Raw genomic sequence first — 23449 nt, forward strand, 5'->3', positions numbered from 1 at the left:
ATGAAAGACTTTCTAAAACTCATTTGGCGCAACCCGATGGCACTGACTGGTGTAATCATTCTTGGCGTCTTCATCTTCGCAGCGCTGTTTGCACCATTAATTGCAAAGCACGCCCCAGACAAACGTACGGGTAACCCGCACGAGTACCCAAGCTTCGTAGTGAAATCGGCTCAATCTAACCCTGATGGCTGGGTAGCAACAAACCTAGCAGATGACCGTCGTACGCTGATCATGTCTAAAAAAGCAGACCACGTACTGGGCACAACTCGTATGGGTCGTGATGTTTGGTCTCAAGTAGTACACGGTGCTCGCGTATCACTAGCAGTAGGCTTCGGTGCAGGTATCACGGTATGTCTACTTGCTACTGTAATCGGTGTATCGGCAGGTTACTTTGGCGGTCGTGTTGACGACATTCTTACCGCAGCGATGAACATCATGCTGGTTATTCCACAGTACCCATTGCTCTTTGTAGTCGCAGCATTCATTGGTGAGGCGGGCCCATTAACCATCACCTTAGTTATCGGCTTTATGTCCTGGGCTTGGGGCGCGAGGGTTATCCGCTCACAAACACTGGCTCTGCGTGAAAAAGAGTTTGTGAAAGCTGCTGAGGTATTGGGTGAGTCTTCTTTCCGCATCATCTTCGTTGAGATTCTGCCAAACCTTATCTCTATCGTAGGTGCGAGCTTCATCGGCTCTGTGATGTACGCAATCATGATGGAAGCGACGCTGTCGTTCCTAGGTCTTGGCGACCCGAATACTGTTAGCTGGGGCATCATGCTTTACAACGTACAAGCTTCTTCTTCAATGCTAATCGGCGCTTGGTGGGAACTGCTAGCTCCATGTATCGCACTAACGCTACTTGTAACTGGCCTAGCACTGCTGAACTTTGCTGTTGATGAGATTGCAAACCCACAACTGCGTTCGCACAAAGGTATGAAGCGCTGGAAGAAACTTGCTGCACAAGACAAGCAAGAGCGTGAGCCTGAACTACCACCACAAAATGCACTTTGGAGCGGAGATAAATAATCATGACAGCACCACTCATTTCTATCCGCAACCTTTGCGTAGATTACATCACAGACGCGGGCGATGTCCGCGCCTGTAACAACGTGAGCTTTGACATTGCACCCGGAGAAGTCTTCGGTCTAGCTGGAGAATCTGGTTGTGGTAAATCAACCGTTGCATTTTCACTGATGCGCCTTCATAAGCCGCCAGCGTTTATCACTGGTGGTGAGGTTATCTTCAACGGTGAAAACATCTTAGATTACAGCGACGACCGCATGCAGGCATTCCGCTGGAGCGAGATGTCGATGGTATTCCAGAGTGCGATGAACGCATTGAACCCTGTCTTACCAATGGAAGAGCAGTTCTGTGACGTAATTATGCGTCACACCAACATGACTCGTGAACAAGCAAAACAGCGCGCTGAAGGCCTGCTGGAGATCGTTGATATCCACCCTAGCCGTCTTAGCGATTACCCTCACCAATTCTCAGGTGGTATGCGCCAACGCCTAGTAATTGCTATTGCGTTAGCACTGAACCCGAAACTGATCATCATGGATGAGCCAACAACGGCACTGGACGTGGTAGTACAGCGCGAGATCCTACAAAAGATCCACGCGCTAAAAGAAGAGTTCGGTTTCTCTATCTTGTTCATTACCCATGACTTGTCACTGATGGTCGAGTTCTCAGATCGCATCGGCATCATGTATTCCGGTGAGCTGATTGAAGTCGCGAACTCGCAAGACATTCTAGAAAACCCTTATCACCCGTACACCAAAGGACTGGGTAGTTCCTTCCCTCCTTTAACGGGCCCAAAAACGAAACTGGCCGGTATTCCGGGCAACCCTCTGAACTTACTGGAAATACCAGAAGGTTGCCGCTTCCAAGCTCGTTGTGACCGTGTACATGAAACTTGTACGAAAGTGCCAACCAAACTGCGCTCAATTGAGCCAGGGCATCTTTCAAACTGCCACCTTTATGGTGAGCCAATAGTACATACCAAGCTCTAGCTTGCCTGCTCTTAGAGCATCAATACAACAAGGCGGACAAACCGCCATGCAAGCAAAAAGCGATAAAGGATTCTGGAGACAATTATGAGCAAAAATTACGGTCAATTATTGGTAGAAGGTAAGAACGTCGTCAAAGACTTCCCAATAAGCAGCACCACAATTCAAACTCCAATGATGCGTGCGATCAACGACGTGTCATTCAAGATGTATAAAAGTCGTGGCCTCGCCGTTGTTGGTGAGTCAGGCTCAGGTAAATCAACCACAGCGAAGATGATCGCCAAGATGTACGCGCCAACTGATGGCGTTATCGAATACAAAGGCCGCGATATCCAAACTATTGCGTCTAAGCGTGATTTGATGACCTATCGTGAAGGCGTACAAATGGTATGGCAAGACCCGTTTGGTTCACTCAACCCAACTCACAACATCTTCCACCATATTTTACGTCCACTGCTGATTCACAAAAAAGTGGACCCGCGTAATAAGCGTGAGCAAGAAGAACGCGTATACGATCTTCTTGAGCAAGTTGGCTTGATCCCACCAAAAGAGACGGCTCAGAAGTACCCACACCAACTGTCTGGCGGCCAGCGTCAGCGTGTCAATCTGGCGCGTAATATCGCAGTAGGTGCCGAGGTAGTTCTTGCTGACGAGCCAACCTCAATGCTCGACGTATCAATCCGTGCAGGTGTTCTCAACCTGATGGAAGAGATGAAGTTCGAGAAAGAGATGTCACTCCTTTACATCACCCACGATATCGCGACAGCTCGCTACATCGCGGAAGACCTTTCAGTGATGTATGTAGGACACATGGTGGAATGGGGAGATACCGATGAGGTCATCGCCAACCCACAACACCCATATACACAACTTTTGGTGTCAGCAGTTCCGGATCCAAAGAAATCAATCCATGAAAAATTGGCTGGCAACAAAGGGGAAATTCCACTGTGGACTCCTGAGTCTGCAGGCTGTCCTTTTGCTGGTCGCTGCACGCACGCAACCGACAAGTGTAAAGAGCAACTGCCGGGTGTGACTCAGTTGGGTGAAAACCACTTCGTACGTTGTTACCTACACGAGAGTTAATCATTGGGGTTGGGGGCAGCACTGTCCCTAACCTTTTCACTCTGGTCATTTAACATCGACCATTTTTAACCAAAGATTTAGTACCTAGCCAATAGAAATTAGGACTGTCGGAGACATTTGATGCTGTTACTCACCAATCACATTGGCTATGAAGCCAACGCGCCAAAGCAAGCGATTCTGCAAACTCGCAAGGCTCGTCTTTCCTCTACCTCCGTACTGTTGGTGTGTGCAGATAATCATGTCACCGTTGATAGTTTTGATGTGGTTAAGCACGGCCAAGTTGCAAACTGGCACACAGGAAACTACTTCACAATTGATTTCAGTGAAGTGACCAAACCGGGGCGTTACTATCTGCGCTTTGAAAACCTGCGTTCGGAAATTTTCGAGATTGGTGAAAACCTACTGATGCAGAGAACCTTCTCTGACGTTCTGCACTACTTCAAATCACAGCGCTGTGGCGGCATTTTCGACAAGAAAGATAAACAGGCTCAATTGTTGGGCACAGATCGTTATGTAGATGTGCACGGTGGTTGGTACGACGCATCGGGTGACGTCAGTAAGTACTTTAGTCATCTCTCTTATGGAAACTACCTAAATCCACAACAGATTCCGATGGTGGTTTGGAACATGCTCAAAGGGCTGCGTTTAGCTCAGGATCATGAAGCGTTCCAGAAGTTCACTCAAACTCGCCTTACTGAAGAGGCTCTATTTGGTGCAGACTTCTTAGTGCGTATGCAAGATGCAGCCGGCTACTTCTACATGACTGTATTTGACAAATGGAGCAAAGATATCAACCAACGTGATATCTGTGCCTACGCGACGCAGGAAGGTATCAAATCTGACGATTTTCAAGCCGGATTCCGTCAAGGTGCAGGAGTTGCTATCGCTGCACTAGCCAGTGCTTCTGCTCTAGAAGTTTCTGGAGAGTACTCTAATCAAACCTATTTAGAGACAGCTGAAAAAGGCTACTGGCATCTCAAAGAGTACAACCACCTTTACCTGAACGATGGTGAAGAGAACATCATTGATGAGTACTGCGCGCTATTGGCCACCAGCGAACTTTATCGCGTGACTAAGGATTCTAAATACCTCGCGGAAGCCAGAGTCTGGACTCAGCGCCTTACTCAACGTCAACAGTCTGATCATGCGTTTGACCACTTCTGGTCAGCCAATACGGATGGCTCTCGCCCTTACTTCCACGCAGCCGAAGCGGGACTACCTGTGATTGCTCTATGTGAATACTTAGCGCAGGAAACCGACGCTCAACATCACCAAGCAGCGCGCCTTATCATTGAACAGGCATGCCGATTTGAAGTCGCGATCACCGATAAAGTAACTAACCCATTTGGCTACCCTCGACAGTATGTAAAAGCGGTCGATGGTGATAAACGCGACGCATTTTTTGTCGCGCACAACAATGAAACAGGCTACTGGTGGCAGGGTGAAAATGCCCGACTAGGCTCTCTAGCGACCATGTCGTTACTGGCTCAACCTTATATTCAAGATGAGGCGCTCAAAGCTCGCCTCATCACCCTATCCCAAAATTGCCTAGACTGGATTCTTGGCCTGAACCCTTACCACATGTGTATGTTGGATGGACATGGTCACAACAACCCAGACTATCTACCACAGCTTGGTTTCTTCAATGCCAAAGGCGGTATTTGTAACGGCATTACGGCAGGTTTTGATGACGAAGAAGACATTGCCTTTAACCCACCGGCTCAGAAAGACGACATGCTACAAAACTGGCGTTGGGGTGAGCAGTGGATCCCTCATGGTGCTTGGTATCTGTTAGCAACAGCCGCCCAGTTTAACTTCACCGTTAATCAAGGGGAGCAATAACATGTACTACGTAGGTATTGATGGCGGCGGCACCTCTTGCCGAGCTCGAATCCGTGACGCTCAAGGCCAGTTTATTGGAGAAGCCAAAAGCGGCAGCGCCAATATTCTTCTTGGAACTGATATTGCGATGGCGTCCATCGTTGCTGCAATTCGCGATGCGGGCCTGCAAGGCGGCTTAACAGAATCTGATTTTTCGAAGATGCATGTTGGATTAGCACTTGCTGGTGCTGAACAAAAATCGGCTTGGTTAGAGTTTATGAATATCGACCACCCTTTTGCCTCAATCACACTCAACACGGATGCCTACGGCGCCTGTATTGGTGCTCACAATGGTCAAGATGGCGCGATCATGATTGGTGGTACAGGCTCATGTGGCATCTTGCTTAAAGAGGGCAAACAACACGTCGTTGGTGGTCGTGAGTTCCCTATCTCGGACCAAGGCGGTGGCGCGGTAATGGGGCTGAGATTAATCCAACAAGTGCTGCTTGCGGAAGATAGTATTCGCCCAAAAACATCACTCTGCGAACACGTAATGAATCACTTCAATAATGACGTAGACAATATTGTTGAATGGTCAAAGACCGCGATTCCAAAAGACTACGGGCAGTTCTCACCAGTCATTTTCCAACTTGCTCACGAAGGCGATGACCTCGCTATTGAGATGCTCAAGCAGACTGCTGCTGACATCGAAATGTTTGTTACCGCGCTCCATCGCAAAGGAGCAAACCAAGTATGTCTAATGGGCAGCATCGCAGAGCGCATCCTGCCTTGGCTTTCTCCACCGGTTCAACAGTGGATTGTCCAGCCACAATTCGATGCCATCGAAGGCGCATTGATGTTCGCTGGCAAGCCCGAACATAACTTGTACTAATAGACTCAACAGGGAAGTGATATGAATTACCGCATTGACTTAGCTGTTCTCTCAGAACAAAAGCAAAACTGCCGCTTTGGTCTAACCGTACATAACTTGAGTGATGTTGATATTAATGAGTGGTCGCTGCACTTTGCCTTTGATCGCTTCATCCTTCAGGAAAGCCTATCGCAAGGCGAGCTGACTCAGGTGGGTAGCTACTGCACCTACACGCCAAGCGACCGTCAACTTAAGGCCAATAATCACTGCTACTTTGAATTCAGTATTCAGAGTGCTCCATTCCGTTTTCTCTCTGACGGTTTAAACGATGCGTTTATCCAGACTCTTATCAATGATGAAACGCAAATCTTGCCTGTCGCTGTTTCACCGATTGTTCTGGCTTCTCCGTATCGGGAACGCACTGAAGTTCCTGAGGTTGATGCCGCGCCCTTGGCTCTGATCCCGCAACCAAACTCAGTCATCGCACAAGACGGAGCATTCACGCTCACGCCAAATTCTGTCATCGCGATTGCGTCTACGCTTGCGAACGATGCAAGCGGTTGGTTCAAACAAGAATTGCGCACCCATTTCGAGCTATCACTGCCTGAGCAAGAGGTGGGTGCCATCACCTTTAGAGCAAACCCAACACTGGATGACGCTGAATATAAGCTGACCGTGACGCCTGAAACCATCATGGCGGAATCAGGCAGCCAAAGTGGCTTTATCTATGCAGCAGCAACTCTGATTCAACTCATTCAACAAAAAGACGTCGACCTCTTCTCAGTGTCATGCTGCAAGATCGTCGATAAACCAAGATTCAAATATCGTGGCATGATGCTTGACTGCGCGCGCCATTTCCATCCTCTGGAAGATGTGAAGCGTTTGATCAACCAATTGGCACTGTACAAGTTCAATGTTTTCCACTGGCATCTGACTGACGATGAAGGCTGGCGCATCGAAATAAAACAGCTGCCTCAACTTACTGACATTGGCGCATGGCGTGGTCTTAACGAAGCACTTGAGCCTCAGTACACGCATCTAGCTCAACGTTACGGTGGTTACTACACCCAACAAGAGATTCGTGAAGTAATCGCCTATGCCGAACAGCGTGGTATTACCGTTGTTCCAGAGATTGATATCCCGGGCCACTGTCGCGCGGCGATAAAGTCTCTGCCAGAGATGCTGGTTGAGCAAGAAGACACCACTGCCTACAAGAGTATTCAGCACTATACCGATAACGTACTTAACCCGGGCCTTAAAGGCACCTATGAGTTCTTGGATATCGTTATTGGAGAAGTCGCCGCTCTGTTCCCAAGCAAACTCATCCATATGGGTGCCGATGAAGTGCCACATGGCGTTTGGACAAACAGCCCAGCGGCACAAAAGGTAATGAAAGAGCGCGGCTACCAAGACAGCAAAGAGCTGCAAGGTCATTTATTCCGTTATGCTGAAAACAAGCTCAAGCAACTAGGCAAGAAAATGGTTGGTTGGGAAGAGGCACAACACGGCGACAAGGTCAGCAAAGAGACCATCATCTACTCGTGGCTGAGTGAGGAAGCTGCCGTTAACTGTGCTCGTCAAGGCTTTGATGTAGTACTTCAGCCTGCTCAATTTACTTATCTCGACATGACACAAGATTATGCACCAGAAGAGCCTGGTGTCGACTGGGCTTCAGTGATTCCACTGGAACAAGCCTACAACTATGAGCCACTCGCGGAGATCTCTGACACTGACCCAATTCGCAAACGAATTTGCGGCATTCAGTGTGCGCTTTGGTGTGAAATTGTTACCCATCAACAGCGTATGGATTACATGGTATTCCCTCGGATCAGCGCACTAGCGGAAGGATGCTGGACCCACAAGAACAATCGTAACTGGCTGGATTACCTGTCCCGCCTAAAAGGTCACTTACCACTGCTTGAACGGTTAGATATTCAATACCGCTCACCTTGGTAAGAACATTAGAAAACCCATTAATTTCGGATACATAGCCAGTCGGCTCTGAATCAATATTTGTAAGATTAACTGCCGGAGTGCAGTTTGTTAAAAAGGAAATAACAATGAAATACGGCTATTTCGACAACGAGAATCGCGAATACGTCATCACTCGACCAGACGTTCCAGCGCCTTGGACTAACTACCTAGGAACAGAGAAGTTCTGTACTGTTATCTCGCACAATGCGGGCGGTTACTCGTTCTACAACTCACCAGAATATAACCGTGTTACTAAATTCCGCCCGAATGGCACCTTTGACCGCCCGGGACACTATGTGTATCTGCGTGATGATGAAACCGGTGACTACTGGTCTATCTCATGGCAACCAGTGGCTAAAAGCCTAGATGAAGCGGACTATGAAGTTCGTCATGGCTTGTCTTACTCGAAATTCAAGTGTGAGTACAGCGGCATTACTGCAACTAAAACACTATTCGTACCTAAAGGCGAAGACGCTGAAGTATGGGACGTTGTGCTAAAGAACAACACTGACAAGCCACGTACCATCAGCACGTTCTCATTTGTTGAGTTCTCTTTCAGCCACATCCAGTCAGACAATCAGAACCACCAGATGTCTCTGTACTCAGCAGGTACTGAATACAAAGAAGGTGTGATCGAATACGATCTCTACTACAACACTAATGACTTTGAAGGCTTCTACTACCTAGCTTCAACCTTCTCGCCAGACAGTTATGACGGTCAGCGTGATACCTTCCTTGGTGCCTACCGTGATGAAGCAAACCCAATTGCAGTTGAGAAAGGTAAGTGTTCTAACAGCGCTCAAACCTGTTACAACCACTGTGGTTCTCTGCATAAGCAATTCACAATTCAACCGGGTGAAGAGGTGCGCTTTGCTTACGTACTCGGTATCGGCAAAGGCAACGGTGAACGCCTGCGTGAAAAGTATCAAGATCTCGCTAATGTTGATGCTGCCTTCCAAGGCATTAAGGATCACTGGGATAAGCGTTGCAACAAGTTCCAAGTTAAGTCTCCGAACGAAGGCTTAGACACCATGATCAACACTTGGACACTATACCAAGCAGAAACCTGTGTGGTGTGGTCGCGCTTTGCATCATTCATTGAAGTGGGCGGCCGTACAGGCCTTGGCTACCGTGATACCGCGCAGGACGCGATCTCTGTACCTCACGCTAACCCAGCGATGACGCGTAAACGTATTGTTGACCTACTGCGCGGCCAAGTGAAAGCGGGTTATGGTCTACACCTATTCGATCCTGACTGGTTTGATCCAGAGAAAGCGGATGTTAAGCCATCGAAATCTCCAACGGTAGTTCCGACGCCATCAGACGACGACAAGATCCATGGCATTGAAGACACCTGTTCTGATGATCACCTATGGATCGTTCCAACCATCATCAAGTACGTGATGGAAACGGGTGAACACGACTTCTTTGATGAAGTGATTCCTTACGCAGACGGCGGCGAAGCAACAGTTTACGAGCACATGAAAGCAGCACTGAATTTCTCTGCAGAATACGTTGGTCAAACGGGTATCTGTAAAGGTCTACGTGCGGACTGGAATGACTGTTTGAACCTAGGTGGCGGTGAGTCGTCTATGGTGTCATTCCTACACTTCTGGGCTCTACAAGAATTCCTAGACCTAGCTAAATTCCGCAATAACGACGCTGACGTTGAGAAGTACACTGAAATGGCAGCGAACGTGCGTGAAGCATGTGAAACACATCTTTGGGATGACGAAGGTGGCTGGTACATTCGTGGTTTAACCAAAAATGGCGACAAAATCGGTACTGCTCAGCAAGCTGAAGGTCGAGTGCACCTAGAGTCGAACACGCTGGCTGTACTATCTGGTGCTGTTTCTCAAGAGCGAGGTGAGAAAGCGATGGACGCTGTGGATGAGAACCTATTCTCTGAATACGGTCTGCACCTAAACTCTCCATCATTTGCGACACCAAACGATGACATCGGCTTCGTCACTCGCGTTTACCAAGGCGTAAAAGAGAATGGCGCAATTTTCTCTCACCCGAACCCATGGGCTTGGGTAGCAGAAGCGAAACTTGGCCGTGGCGACCGTGCAATGAAGTTCTACGACGCACTTAACCCTTACAACCAGAACGACATGATTGAGACACGTTACGCAGAACCATACTCGTACGTGCAATTCATCATGGGCAAAGACCACCAAGACCATGGCCGTGCTAACCACCCTTGGTTAACCGGTACTTCTGGTTGGGCATACTTTGCGGTTACCAACTTCATTCTAGGTGTTCGTACTGGCTTTGAAGGCCTAACGGTTGACCCTTGTATCCCAACAGATTGGCCTGAATTTGAAGTGACTCGTCAATGGCGTGGTGCAACTTACAACATCACAGTACAAAACCCGAACGCAGTGAGCAAAGGGGTTGCCTCTATCACTATCAACGGTGAGTCAGTAGAAGGCGCTATCCCAGTTCAAGCAGAAGGCAGCGTCAATGAAGTGATCGTTGTTCTTGGCTAATCACGCAACTTAACCAACAGCTCTTGCCTCAGCCTTGTCGGGTTGAGGCAAAGAGACTAAAAGGATTTTCTCATGATTAAATTTGGTACGGGTGGTTGGCGCGCATTCATTGGCGAAGAGTTCACTCGCGATAACGTACGCTTGGTCGCTCAAGCACTGGCTAACATCATCAATGATGAAGATGCCGCGAAGAACGGTTTTGTGATCGGTTACGACCGTCGCTTCCTTTCAGACAAAGCCGCATGCTGGTTTGCTGAAGTATTAGCCGCTAACAACATCAAAGTCAGCTTCATCGATAAGTTTGTTCCGACCCCTATCGTCATGTTCCAAGCAAAAGAGATGGGCTGTACTTATTCGGCATGTATCACCGCCTCTCACAACCCAGCAGATTACAACGGCATCAAAGTATTCATCGAGGGTGGTCGTGATGCTGATGAGATCATCACTGAAAAGATCGAACAGCAAATTGCTACTCTGACTTGCGAAGACGTTGTCCGTGTCGATTTTGAACAAGCACTGAATGACAAAGAGATCGAAATCATCAACCCGATGAACGACTTTGTCGATTCAATCATCGACTTCATCGACATTGAGGCAATCAAGAAAGCCAATCTGCGTGTTTTGATTGACCCAATGTTCGGTGTTGCGAAAAACGCTCTGCAGACAGTACTTATCAATGGTCGTTGTGATGTCGATGTGATCAACGATGGTAAAAACCCAGACTTCGGCGGTTTGATGCCTTCACCGAGCGCAGCAACATTGTATCGCTTGAAGCACTTGGTTGCGGCTGAAGGTTACGACATCGGTATTGGTACCGACGGCGATGCCGACCGTTTAGGTATTATCGATGAGAAAGGCAACTTCATTCACCCAAACGAAGTGCTGCTTCTACTTTACTACTACTTGCTGGAATACAAAGGCTGGAAAGGCTCTGTTGTTCGTAATATCGCAACCACGCATCTACTCGATAAAGTCGCTGCTGACCATGGCGAAAAGAGCTTTGAGGTTCCAGTAGGCTTTAAGCACATCAGCTCGCAAATGGAAGCCGACGACTCGTTAATTGGTGGTGAAAGCTCCGGTGGTTTAACCATTCGAGGCCACATCAAGGGTAAAGATGGCGTGTTCGCATCTAGCCTACTGGTTGAGATGATCAGCGTGACAGGCAAGAAGCTCTCTGAACTGCTCGACGAGATCTATTCAAAGTATGGATACGCTTATACGGCAGAGGGTGACTGCACCTTCAAACCGTCAGAAAAAGAAGCACTCTACACCAAGATATACGTAGAGAAACAACTGCCTGAATTTGACTATGAGATAGAAAAAGTCAGCTATGAAGATGGCGCAAAAGTCTACTTCAAAAATGGTGGTTGGGTGATCGCTCGCTTCTCAGGAACAGAACCGTTACTGCGCATTTTCGCGGAAATGGAAGACAAAGACACTGCTGAACGTGTTCTTCAAAATATGAAAGCCTTCCTCTCTTTGTAATTTGCGAGGAGAGTTTTCATACCTAGATGTAACCCTATAGGTGAAGAACGCTTGCCCAGTATCGACTTAGTCAGTCTGGTACTGGGCTTTTTTATTCGTATGAGATTGTTTGTTAGATAAACAATTTAGAAAGCAAGAACGCCTTTAGTATCGACTTTTACTGTCACAGGCATCCCCACTTCAAGCGCTTCCGAAGAGGTCGCAAGCAGCTTTTGGCCATGAGCTTCAATCACATAGCGACAGTGATCGCCCATAAATTGCTGTTCAAGAACAGAGATGGCACTGTCTTGCTCATAGCTAGCCAAGATATGCTGAGGTCTTAGGAGCAACTCACAGTCATTACCTAGTTCAATCTCCGTTTGAGATTTGGCTTCAACCACGCCTAAGCTGGTTTCAAATTCATGTTCAGAGATACGCTGCGCATTTAAGTAGCTGCCGCCACCTAAGAAGTCAGCAACAAATTTGCTCGACGGGTGGAAGTAAAGCTCGGATGCCGAACCATATTGCTCGATCACACCATGATTCATCACCGCCATTTTATCTGCAAAGGCAAAAGCCTCTTCACGGCTGTGCGTTACAAAGATCGCGGTAACACCCTGCTTCTTGAATATTTTTCTGATTTGAGAAATCAGCTCATGTCGAACTTGAGTATCGATATTTGAAAACGGTTCATCAAGTAGTAGCAGATCTGGCTTATACGCGAGTGAACGCGCAATTGCGACACGTTGCTGCTGACCACCAGATAATTGGTGAGGGTAACGATCGCCATACTCACCAAGATGAACCAGCTCTAGCATCTCGCGAACTTTGTCTTGCTTATCTTGCTCAGATAGACCACGCAGGCCAAACGCAACATTCTGATTGACTGTCAGGTGCGGAAACAAAGCATAATCTTGAAAGATCATACCGATGTTGCGTTGCTCTGGCGGTAACCAGTTTTTTCCATCATCAATGGTTTGGCAATTAAGATTCATTACACCACTGCTCAGCGGAAGTAGACCTGCAATCGCCTTTAGCAGCGTAGTTTTGCCACAACCACTAGCACCAAGCAGACACACAATCTCACCATGCTCCACCTCTAAAGAGAGTGACTCTAACACCGTCTGAGACTCATACTTACAAGTCAGGTCTTTAATTGATAATGCACAACTCATTAGCTTTTTTGCTCCAAAGAACGGTTAACGATGATAAGTGGAAGAAGCCCGACTAACACCAGTAATACCGCAGGCATCGCGGCCAATTCTAAGTGCTCATCCGAGGCGTAGTTATAGACGTAGGTCGCCAATGTTTCGAAGTTAAATGGGCGCAGTAATAGCGCAGCATTCAGCTCCTTCATTGATTCAATAAATACCAATAGGCCTGCAATTAAAGCACCACGCTTAATCAAAGGCAGATGCACTCGGCGCAACATCTGATTGGTGTTACAACCCATGGTTTTCGAAGCCATGTCCAGTGATGGTGAGACCTTACTCAAGCTACTCTCAATACTACCAATCGCAACGGCAGAGAAACGCACTACCATCGCAAAAATAAGCGCAAACATAGAGCCCGAGAAAATCAGTCCTGGACGGCCCCACTCCATCGCTTTAGCGATATCATTAACCAAGTGGTCCATAAACAGAACCGGAACCATAACCCCGATCGCCAACACCGTTCCAGGTACCGCATAGCCCATCGAGGAGAGACGCATATACGCGAGATTTTTTCTGTTCGGATTGACGCGTTGGTTAAAGTTGACGGTCAAGGCAACCACAATACCAATCAAAGCTGCCGTAACGGATACATATAGGCTGTTCATCGCGTATTCACGGAACTCTGCCGTCCAACTCTGAGCAAAATACTTGTAAGCGTAGATAATCAATTGCCCCAGCGGGAACAAGAAAGCGACACACACCAAGCCCCAACACCAGAACAGTGCTAACCACTTTTTCCAACCCACAAGTTGGTAACGAAAATCTTCACGACTGCTGAATTGGTTTTGAAAGAGTTTTTGCTTACGGCGACTGTAACGCTCAGAGCTCAGTAACAAGACCACAATCACCAACATGATGGCTGAAATCTTAGCTGCCGCAGTTAAGCTTGAGTAACCTAACCAAGTATCGTAAACCGCTGTAGTCAGGGTATTGACCGCAAAATAGCTCACCGTGCCGAAATCACCGACGGTCTCCATTGCAACGAGTGAAAGCCCAACAGCAATAGAAGGACGTACCAATGGCAAGGAGATACGACGGAAACTTTCCCAAGGAGAGCATTTCAACAATCGCGCAGACTGCAGCAAAGAGACGTTTTGCTCCATAAACGCGGCACGACATAGCAGGTAAACATAAGGGTATAGAACCAAGGAGAGCACAATGATTGCGCCGCTTAAGGTTCGAATGTCTGGGAACCAGTATTCGCCCGGCCCCCACCCTGTGATATCACGCAGTAAGATCTGTACTGGGCCCGCAAAATCAAACCAATCGGTAAAGATGTAACCAACGATGTAACCCGGCATAGCTAGCGGCAACACTAATGCCCATTGGAGGACACGCTCGCCCGGAATACGGCACATTGCCATGATCCAAGCGGAAGGTATACCAAACACCAAAGACAAGCACATGGTTCCGAACACCAGCACCACCGTATTGTAGGCATAGGTCGGCATCACCGTAGACATTAGATGAGAGAACAACTCATCTGTTTCGCCAACAGCGGTTGTGAATATAGCTAAGATCGGAAAAACCAGCAGCAAAGCGATCGCTCCACTACTGGCGTTCCATATATAATTCTTTTGTTTCATCGCTTAATTACAACGGAGAGGGATAACTCGAAAATGCGTTTGAAAATACATCTCATATCCTTTTAAAAACTAAGGCTAGTTATACCGATATCACCCTATGACTTCAAGGATCGAAGCTCAGAACTCCGCAGTTCTGGGCGTTGCTTTGTATCAAAAAGTGACTTGCTTAAAAACAAAACAACCCCAAGCCCTTGAAGTAGGAACTTGAGGTTGTTAATCAATCTAGGCCGAAGCCTACATTAATGAAATTAAAGGTCGAATTTAACTTCGTCTAGAAGTTTGATTGCCGCTTCGTGGTGGTTAGCAATCTCGTCTAGAGAAATTGTATCTGCTTTGAACTCACCCCAAGATGCTACAAGCTCAGATGGCTTAACGTCAGCTTTTACTGGGTACTCGTAGTTCACTTCAGCGTACATACCTTGTGCAGTGTTACCTGCTAGGAATTCCATAAGCTTAACAGCGTTCTCTTTGTTTGGAGAGAACTTAGCCATAGCCATACCAGAGATGTTTACGTGAGTACCAGTCGTCTCTTGGTTAGGGAAGTTGATGTAAACAGCGTCAGCCCAAGCTTTTTGCTCTTTATCGTTAACCATCTTACCTAGGTAGTAGCTGTTACCAAGAGAAACGTCACATAGACCTTCTTTGATCGCTTTAACTTGTGCACGGTCGTTACCTTGAGGCTTACGAGCTAGGTTAGCTTTAACGCCTTCTAGCCACTCTTTCGTTTCTGCTTCGCCTTTATGAGCGATCATAGAAGAAACTAGAGATACGTTGTAAGGGTGCTTACCGCTACGAGTACAGATTTTGCCTTTGAATTCTGGCTTAGCTAGGTCAGCGTAAGTGAAATCTTCACCTAGACGGCCAACACGGTCACGTGAAGAGTAAACGCTACGTGTACGAGTTGTTAGAGCGAACCACTCGTTGTCAGTATCTTGGTACTGAGCTGGGATGTTCTTCTCTAGTACGTCACTTTCAACAGATTGAACTAGACCTTGCTTAGTTAGCTCAGAAAGACGGCTGATATCCACAGTTAGGATAACGTCAGCTGGGCTGTACTCGCCTTCTTGAGCTAGCTTCTCTGCTAGACCTTTCTTTGCGAACTTAACGTTTACTTTAATGCCAGTTTCTTTCGTGAACTCGTTGAACATAGGCTCAACAAGGAAAGGTTGACGGTAAGAGTATACGTTTACTTCTTCTGCAGCGATTGCCGCTGTAGGTGCGATAGTTGCGCAAGCTAAAGCAGAAAGAGTTAGCAATTTTTTCATTGGTTCAATCCTTTTTGACATACAAATGATAATATTTATCAGTTTCATTATTATATTTAACAACTAATGAAACACAACGTTAAAGATCAAAAAAACCTGCTCATCCGAGCAGGTTTCAAGTAGGTTAAGTGTAAATCTTTGTAAATATTACTTCACAGATACGAACTCTGGGTAAGCACCAACACCACAGTCGTGCATGTCCATACCTTCTAGCTCTTCTTCTTCGCTTACGCGGATACCAATTGTTGCTTTTAGTACAGCCCATACCGCTAGACTTGCACCGAATACCCAAGCAAAGATAACTGCAGCACCGAATAGTTGAGCACCAAATGTTGCGTCAGCGTTGCTTAGTGGCACAGCCATCAGACCGAAGAAACCACACACACCGTGTACTGAGATAGCACCAACTGGGTCATCAATCTTAGCTTTGTCTAGAGCGATGATGCTGAACACGACTAGTGCACCAGAAACCGAACCGATAGCCACTGCGAATAGAGGCGATGGAGATAGAGGGTCTGCTGTGATTGCAACAAGACCAGCCAGCGCACCGTTCAATACCATTGTTAGGTCTGCTTTACCCCAAGTTGTTTTACATACTAGTAGCGCTGCGATTGCACCTGCCGCTGCTGCTGCGTTGGTGTTAAGGAAGATTTGACCAACCGCTGTCGCATTCTCGAAATCCGATACCATTAGTTGAGAACCGCCGTTGAAGCCGAACCAACCGAACCATAGGATGAATGTACCTAATGTTGCTAGTGGCATGTTTGAACCAGGAATTGGGTAGATTTCACCGTTCTTACCGTATTTACCTTTACGGGCACCTAGTAGAAGTACGCCGGCTAGAGCTGCTGCTGCACCTGCCATGTGTACGATACCTGAACCTGCGAAGTCACTAAAACCAGCTTCAGATAGGAAACCGCCGCCCCATGTCCAGTAACCTTCCATCGGGTAGATGAACGCCGTTAGAACAACAGAGAAGATTAGGAATGACCAAAGCTTCATACGCTCAGCAACCGCACCAGATACCACTGACATTGCTGTTGCAACGAATACTACTTGGAAGAAGAAGTCAGACTCTAGAGAGTGGTCTGCGCCTTCACCTTGTGTGCCAATCAATGCACCAAAAGATGGCAGCCAACCGCCTTCACCGTTGTCTACGTACATAATGTTGTAGCCAACAACTAGGTAAGTCGTACATGCAATCGCATACAGACATACGTTTTTAGTTAGGATCTCAGTTGTGTTCTTTGAACGTACAAGACCAGCCTCAAGCATGGCAAAGCCTGCTGCCATCCACATTACTAACGCACCTGAAATGAGGAAGAAAAAAGTGTCTAGTGCGTAACGTAATTCCGTTACTGTTGTTAAAAGTTCCATATTAAATTCTCCAGTCCTTGAATTCTTAAAGTGCTTCTGCGTCCATTTCACCAGTACGGATACGTACCGCTTGGCTCAGGTCATACACAAAAATCTTACCGTCACCAATTTTACCGGTGTGAGCTGCTTGGCTAATCGCTTCAACAACACGGTCTACATTCTCTGCTTGAGTCGCGATCTCTAGTTTTACTTTTGGAAGGAAATCAACTTGATATTCCGCACCGCGATAAAGCTCAGTGTGGCCTTTTTGACGACCAAAACCTTTAACTTCTGATACAGTCATACCTTCGATACCGACATCAGATAGGGCTTCTCTCACGTCGTCTAATTTGAATGGTTTCACTATGGCATTGATGAGTTTCATAATCGTTCCTTAGATTTTTCAATTAGTCCGTTAATACTCTTTCTATAATCCAAGTAGCGTGCCAAAAAGTTAAACCATTGATAATTAAGAGCTTAGTATTTATTCAGCCTCTATAACAAAAAAAGGCCGCACCATAATGGTGCGACCTTTTCACTATCTTAATGCGTTAACATCGATTTGCTCTATATTTGGGCAATACGCTCTATTCGGGATTTTAGAGCCCTAGGAAATCCACCCAACGTTCGATTAGCAACTCGAAGTCGTCAATTCCACAGCTTGCTTGGCTCTCACAGTTATAGAAGTCGAACTCACTGCCCTCTTCCATCTCGTAGTCATGCCCTAGCACATTTTCTTGGATCGTCACTTCATCTTCATTGATTGATAATGTGATCTCTTTGCCGACCATCGAGAGCTCATTGCTAAAGTTGGTACGTGAACGCTCGACAAGCGCCAACACCTGATCGATCTTACTCTTGTCTTTACCAATCTCTTCTTGAAGCCAGCGCCCAACAATTTCATGCCCCATACTGCATTTCACGTAGTACTCACCCATTAGAGTGTTTCTTGTAAATTCGAATTCCATAGTGGCTCCACGCAATAACTGCAGACAGGGTTAAAAATGAGGCGAGAGTATATAGCGAAGAGCTTAATAGGTCGAGTCGCCCGGTATTCAGACATAAAAAAACGCCTTCTACGAATAGAAGGCGTTTAATCAGTTATTTATCCAGTCAGCGATTAAGCTGGTTCTTGGAAGATAACCGTATCCGCTTTTTCCGTGTACTGACCCATTTTATGGAAGTTCAGGTAACGGTATGTATCCGCAGCCGTTGCGTTAATCTTATCCGCGTACTCTAGGTACTCTTCCTTGGTTGGAATGCGACCCAAGATTGCACCAACCGCAGAAAGCTCAGCAGACGCTAGGTAAACGTTCGCACCTGTACCCAAACGGTTCGGGAAGTTACGAGTAGAGGTAGACATTACTGTCGACTTGTCTGCAACACGCGCTTGGTTACCCATACATAGAGAACAACCCGGAGTTTCGATACGAACCCCAGCACGACCGAAGATACCGTAGTAGCCTTCTTCTGTTAGCTGGTCTTTATCCATCTTAGTTGGCGGAGCCACCCATAGACGAGTGCTTAGCGAGCCGTTGAACTCTTCAAGCATCTTACCAGCAGCACGGAAGTGGCCGATGTTGGTCATACAAGAACCGATGAACACCTCTTGAATCTCAGTGCCTTGAACGTCAGAAAGAAGACGAGCATCATCTGGATCGTTTGGTGCACATAGGATTGGTTGGTCGATGTCAGCAAGGTCGATTTCGATAACGTGAGCGTATTCAGCATCTGAATCAGCAGACAGCAATTCAGGGTTCGCTAGCCACTCTTCCATTGCTGTAATACGACGTTCGATAGTACGTACATCACCGTAGCCTTCAGCGATCATCCACTTAAGCATAACGATGTTTGAGTTTAGGTACTCTTCGATAGACTCTTGAGACAGCTTAACTGTACAACCTGCCGCTGAACGCTCAGCAGACGCATCAGAAAGCTCGAATGCTTGCTCAACAGATAGATGCTCAACACCTTCGATTTCTAGTACGCGACCAGAGAATTCGTTGATCTTACCTGCTTTCTCAACAGTAAGTAGACCTTGCTTAATGCCGTATAGAGGGATTGCATGTACTAGGTCACGTAGTGTGATACCCGGTTGCATTTCACCTTTAAAGCGAACCAAGATAGATTCTGGCATATCAAGAGGCATAACACCTGTTGCTGCTGCGAATGCGACCAGGCCAGAACCTGCTGGGAATGAAATACCTAGAGGGAAACGAGTATGCGAGTCACCACCTGTACCTACAGTATCAGGTAGAAGCATACGGTTTAGCCATGAGTGGATAACACCATCACCAGGACGTAGTGAAACACCGGCACGGTTCATGATGAAATCAGGTAGCGTGTGGTGCGTGTTTACATCAACTGGTTTCGGGTATGCAGAGGTGTGACAGAAAGACTGCATTACTAGGTCTGCAGAGAAGCCAAGACACGCAAGGTCTTTAAGCTCATCACGCGTCATTGGACCCGTTGTATCTTGAGAGCCTACTGTTGTCATCTTAGGCTCGCAGTATTGACCCGCGCGAACGCCTTCAACACCGCATGCTTTACCAACCATCTTCTGAGCTAGTGTGTAGCCTTTGTCAGATGCCGACGGATCAACTGGCTTAGCAAACAGGTCTGTTTCTTCTAGACCAAGAGAAGCACGAGCACGGCTTGTTAGACCACGACCGATGATCAATGGAATACGGCCACCAGCACGAACTTCATCAAGCAATACTTTGCTTAGTTCAAAGCTTGAGATCTCCTCACCGCTCTTACGTACAACACCTTCGTATGGGAAGATGTCGATAACATCGCCCATGTTCATGTTTTGCACATCTAGCTCAATCGGTAGTGCGCCTGAATCTTCCATTGTGTTGTAGAAGATTGGTGCAATTTTACCGCCTAGACAAACACCGCCAGTGCGTTTGTTCGGTACGAATGGGATGTCTTCACCCATGAACCAAAGCACAGAGTTAGTTGCTGATTTACGAGATGAACCCGTACCAACAACATCACCTACATAAGCAAGCTGGATGCCGTCTTTTTGCAGTTCTTCGATTTGAGTGATAGGGCCAACCGTACCAGGTTGATCTGGATTGATGCCATCGCGTTCCATTTTCAGCATCGCTTTCGCGTGTACTGGAATGTCTGGACGAGACCATGCATCAGGTGCTGGAGATAGGTCATCGGTGTTGGTTTCACCAGTGACTTTGAATACTTTTACTGTGATTTTTTCAGCAACTTTCTCTTTTGAAGTAAACCAATCAGCGTCTGCCCAAGATTGAAGTACTTGTTGTGCTGAAGCATTACCTGCCTTGGCCTTCTCTTCTACATCATAGAAAGCATCAAACATCAGTAACGTGTGCGACAGTGCTTTAACAGCAATAGGAGCAAGCTCTGCATCATCAAGAAGTGTAATCAACGACTCAATGTTGTAACCACCCTGCATTGTGCCAAGCAGTTCCGCAGCTTTTGCTTTGCTAACAAGTGGTGATGATACTTCGCCCTTGGTGATAGCTGTTAAGAAACCAGCTTTAACATATGCTGCTTCATCTACACCCGGTGGAATGCGATTTTCTAGTAGGTCAAGAATAAACTCTTCTTCACCTTGAGGTGGGTTCTTTAGAAGTTCAACTAGGCCAGCAACCTGCTCGGCATCTAGTGGTTTTGGAACAACTCCTTCGGCAGCACGTTCTTCGACGTGTTTACGGTAGGCTTCAAGCACGACTTTTTTCCTCTCATTGCGGTCCACCACCTTCCTTCATAATTGTTAGTAAAATAAAGCGGTGAACATCCTTGGAAACTTGGCTCTCCATTGCCATTTTCGTCATTCAATTTGTATTGATGATCGGCATCAGAGAGGCCAAACTGTGGGCGGTATAATAGCAAATTTAACGATTAATTAAAATCTTATCATTTTGACCAACATAGCAAGTTAAGACGAAAGTCCCACTATTTTTGCCTAATTAGTCACCAGTATCACTATTTCTCGCATGGTTATTTATATGACGTTCCGATGATGAGGTAAACAGAATTGTAGTTATCTTCTGTCATACCATACGCCAAAATGATTGGCCCAATCGGTGAGTCTACGCCGGCAAATAGAGAACCTGCGGTATACAGTGGAGCCTCATTGATTTTCAGATCATTGTTCGACCACACACCACCATGCTCAATCGATGCACCTATATAGAACGGGGATTCAAACAAACCAAAGTCGTTCTCAAACCATTTATAGCGATACACTAAACTGGTGAACGCGAGGTTCTGTCCAAGCAAGCTGTCACGCGGTATCCCCGATAGGCTCAGGAAACCACCCAGCTCTTTGGGATCAATTGGGAAAACCGAGTTTTTGCTTTCAACAATACCGTAATCGAGCTTTGCGACCAAAGTATGGCGTTGATAGCTTTGAGCGGCCATCAAATTCGCCGAGAATTCATAAACCGTGTCGCTCTCTTCAACTAAGTTTGGATTGGATATCGCGGTATCTGAATCAAACTCATCGTGAGAGACCAAGTATTGTAAATCGACAAAGTAACCCTTGGTCGGCAAGCTGAAATTATCGAGCGTATCTAAGCGATAACTCATAAAACCGCCAAGGCGCTGATAAGCACCACCACCTAAAGAAGGCAATGACGAGACCTCAATCTCTCCATCTGTGTAGCGCGCACCCACTTTAAACTCTTGCCATAGCGTCGGTTGATACCCCAGAGCTAACTCGCCGATGTTCTCTTTGTAAGTCATAGAGACGAAATCTTGTGTCACATCCAATGAAGGCTCTTCAATCTCATCAATGTTGGCCGGAAGGTTACGCTTTTGATTGCTGTAAACGTACGACAAAGAGGTGAAGAGCTTTTGCTGAGAGAAGAAAGGAGAAAACAACTCCGCTTCGATACGCTTATCGGTGCCCATTTCCAGATTAGTTCGCAGCTCAGCACCATGTTCATTAATGTCTGTAAAGTTCGCTGACATCCCGATCGAATACTGGCTTTCGGTCGCAAAGTCATCTTCTAAGAAGAAACGGAAGTTAAGGTAGTTTGGTCCCCAGCCTTTTTCATTCACATCAACGATCAGTTGATCTTGCCCGTCGATATTATCGAATTCATAAGTGATCAGCTCAAAGCGATCTAGGGCGTATAGGTTCTGTACACTGGTTTCAATTTGGCTGGTTTTAAGTACCTGACCAGCTTGCAGATTAAGACGGTTCTCAATCAACTTGTCGGAATAGTGGCTGTTGTTGTTGATTACTACTTCATCGACCACTGTTTGGTCACCATGCTTAAGCTTGCGGCGCGCTATTTGTTTGTCTTCAACATAGTCTTGATATTGTGCAGAGCTCATCGAGAGACCACGAAGCTGTTCTTCAAATTGGTAAGCCACTTCGTAACCCGCTTCATAGGCGCCGGGCATCTTATCGAACTCGGTGGTTTCCATTTGACCGACATCAGGTCTTAGAAACACATCTTCCTCGGTCAGGGTTTCCGCTTGTTGTTGGGTGCTGCGGCGTACCAAGTAGTTCGAGAGCTGATCTGCGACGGTGAAAAGGTTGGTAAACTCCTCTTCCTCTTTGTAGTTGGTACTTATATCGACTGCAATGACAATATCCGCGCCCATAGCACGCGCAACATCAACTGGCATATTATTGATGACACCACCGTCCACCAGCATCCGCCCATCGACTTCATAAGGCGGCAGTGCACCCGGAACCGACATACTCGACATCATGGCATCAACAAGTTGGCCTTTATCGATCACGACCTCTTCAAGTTCGATGATATCGGTCGCGACTGAGCGATAAGGAATAGCGAGATCATCAAACGATTCCAGTGGTGATAAGTTACCCGTGGTCTCACGCAGAATACGTAGCATGTTCTGACCTTGTACAACGCCCGTTGGCGCGCGCACTTCTCCCCAGCGTAACCCCAAATCCGTGGTTAACTGGTAACGGTCTTCATACTCTTTGTCGCGGACGCGTCGATCACTACGGTTTACCCTATCGCGATAGCCTTTGTTCCAATCCACGGAATAGATAAAGCTTTCAATCTCATCGGCGCTCATACCCGTAGCATAAAGGCCACCTACATAGGCGCCCATACTGGTACCCGTAACGTAGTCGACTGGGATCTGCATCTCTTCAAGCGCTTTAAGCACGCCAATGTGTGCTGCACCTTTCGCACCACCACCAGCCAGAACCACAGCAACGCTTGGGCGTGTTTTCTGTTGAGCCTGTGTTTTGTCAGTAGGCTCAACCACATTGTCAGCCAATACCTGTGTACAAAATACTACCCCAACGACACCCAAGCCACGACTCAGCCAACGAGAAATCATCA

The 23449-nt window shown here is 46.9% G+C and carries 16 protein-coding genes; 8 read left to right on the top strand and 8 right to left on the bottom strand.

Annotated features, from left to right (window positions below; translation table 11 throughout):
* The 8 genes from KI655_RS11555 to KI655_RS11590 all read left to right on the top strand — a co-directional run bounded on the left by KI655_RS11555 (position 1) and on the right by KI655_RS11590 (position 11735).
* Positions 1-1026, top strand: coding sequence for an ABC transporter permease (locus KI655_RS11555; RefSeq protein ID WP_150869236.1), 1026 nt, complete (start codon positions 1-3; stop codon positions 1024-1026).
* Positions 1027-1028: 2 nt separating this feature from the next.
* Positions 1029-2012 carry an ABC transporter ATP-binding protein gene (locus KI655_RS11560; protein WP_150869237.1) on the top strand — a complete coding sequence of 328 codons (984 nt, stop codon included), beginning with the start codon at positions 1029-1031 and terminating at the stop codon, positions 2010-2012.
* Between the two features lie 84 nt (positions 2013-2096).
* The gene (locus KI655_RS11565; RefSeq protein ID WP_150869238.1) at positions 2097-3092 is read left to right on the top strand and encodes an ABC transporter ATP-binding protein; all 996 of its coding nucleotides are present in this window, start codon (positions 2097-2099) and stop codon (positions 3090-3092) included.
* A 120-nt stretch (positions 3093-3212) separates the two neighbouring features.
* Positions 3213-4934 carry a glycoside hydrolase family 9 protein gene (locus KI655_RS11570; RefSeq protein WP_285404990.1) on the top strand — a complete coding sequence of 574 codons (1722 nt, stop codon included), beginning with the start codon at positions 3213-3215 and terminating at the stop codon, positions 4932-4934.
* Position 4935: 1 nt separating this feature from the next.
* Entirely contained in the window at positions 4936-5805 is an 870-nt protein-coding gene (locus KI655_RS11575; RefSeq protein ID WP_285404992.1) for an N-acetylglucosamine kinase, read from the top strand.
* A gap of 21 nt (positions 5806-5826) precedes the next feature.
* Positions 5827-7740 (top strand): beta-N-acetylhexosaminidase, encoded by a 1914-nt coding sequence (locus KI655_RS11580; RefSeq protein ID WP_285404993.1) that lies wholly within the window; start codon positions 5827-5829, stop codon positions 7738-7740.
* Between the two features lie 104 nt (positions 7741-7844).
* Positions 7845-10250, top strand: a complete 2406-nt coding sequence (locus KI655_RS11585) for a GH36-type glycosyl hydrolase domain-containing protein (protein WP_285404994.1) — start codon at positions 7845-7847, stop codon at positions 10248-10250.
* Positions 10251-10322: 72 nt separating this feature from the next.
* Positions 10323-11735 (top strand): phosphoglucomutase/phosphomannomutase family protein, encoded by a 1413-nt coding sequence (locus KI655_RS11590; RefSeq protein WP_285404995.1) that lies wholly within the window; start codon positions 10323-10325, stop codon positions 11733-11735.
* Positions 11736-11860: 125 nt separating this feature from the next.
* On the opposite strand, the gene KI655_RS11595 is transcribed toward KI655_RS11590, so the two are convergent.
* The 8 genes from KI655_RS11595 to KI655_RS11630 form a co-directional block, all read right to left on the bottom strand.
* Positions 11861-12889 carry an ABC transporter ATP-binding protein gene (locus tag KI655_RS11595; RefSeq protein WP_285404996.1) on the bottom strand — a complete coding sequence of 343 codons (1029 nt, stop codon included), beginning with the start codon at positions 12887-12889 and terminating at the stop codon, positions 11861-11863.
* On the bottom strand, positions 12889-14514 hold the full coding sequence (locus tag KI655_RS11600; RefSeq protein ID WP_285404998.1) for an iron ABC transporter permease: 1626 nt from the start codon (positions 14512-14514) through the stop codon (positions 12889-12891). The genes KI655_RS11595 and KI655_RS11600 overlap by 1 nt, the downstream gene beginning before the upstream one ends.
* Before the next feature lie 248 nt (positions 14515-14762).
* Positions 14763-15779, bottom strand: a complete 1017-nt coding sequence (locus tag KI655_RS11605; protein WP_285405000.1) for a Fe(3+) ABC transporter substrate-binding protein — start codon at positions 15777-15779, stop codon at positions 14763-14765.
* A gap of 147 nt (positions 15780-15926) precedes the next feature.
* Entirely contained in the window at positions 15927-17156 is a 1230-nt protein-coding gene (locus KI655_RS11610) for an ammonium transporter (protein ID WP_285405002.1), read from the bottom strand.
* A gap of 25 nt (positions 17157-17181) precedes the next feature.
* On the bottom strand, positions 17182-17520 hold the full coding sequence (gene glnK, locus KI655_RS11615; protein ID WP_004738200.1) for a P-II family nitrogen regulator: 339 nt from the start codon (positions 17518-17520) through the stop codon (positions 17182-17184).
* Positions 17521-17734: 214 nt separating this feature from the next.
* Positions 17735-18103, bottom strand: a complete 369-nt coding sequence (locus tag KI655_RS11620) for a YacL family protein (RefSeq protein WP_285405066.1) — start codon at positions 18101-18103, stop codon at positions 17735-17737.
* Between the two features lie 152 nt (positions 18104-18255).
* A complete protein-coding gene (gene acnB, locus KI655_RS11625) occupies positions 18256-20844 on the bottom strand; it encodes a bifunctional aconitate hydratase 2/2-methylisocitrate dehydratase (RefSeq protein ID WP_285405068.1) in 2589 nt (862 codons plus the stop codon).
* 272 nt (positions 20845-21116) lie between these two features.
* Positions 21117-23384, bottom strand: a complete 2268-nt coding sequence (locus KI655_RS11630) for a patatin-like phospholipase family protein (protein WP_306416377.1) — start codon at positions 23382-23384, stop codon at positions 21117-21119.
* Between the last annotated feature and the right edge of the window lie 65 nt (positions 23385-23449).

It is taken from the genome of Vibrio sp. D404a (assembly GCF_030248535.1).
Classification (GTDB): domain Bacteria; phylum Pseudomonadota; class Gammaproteobacteria; order Enterobacterales; family Vibrionaceae; genus Vibrio.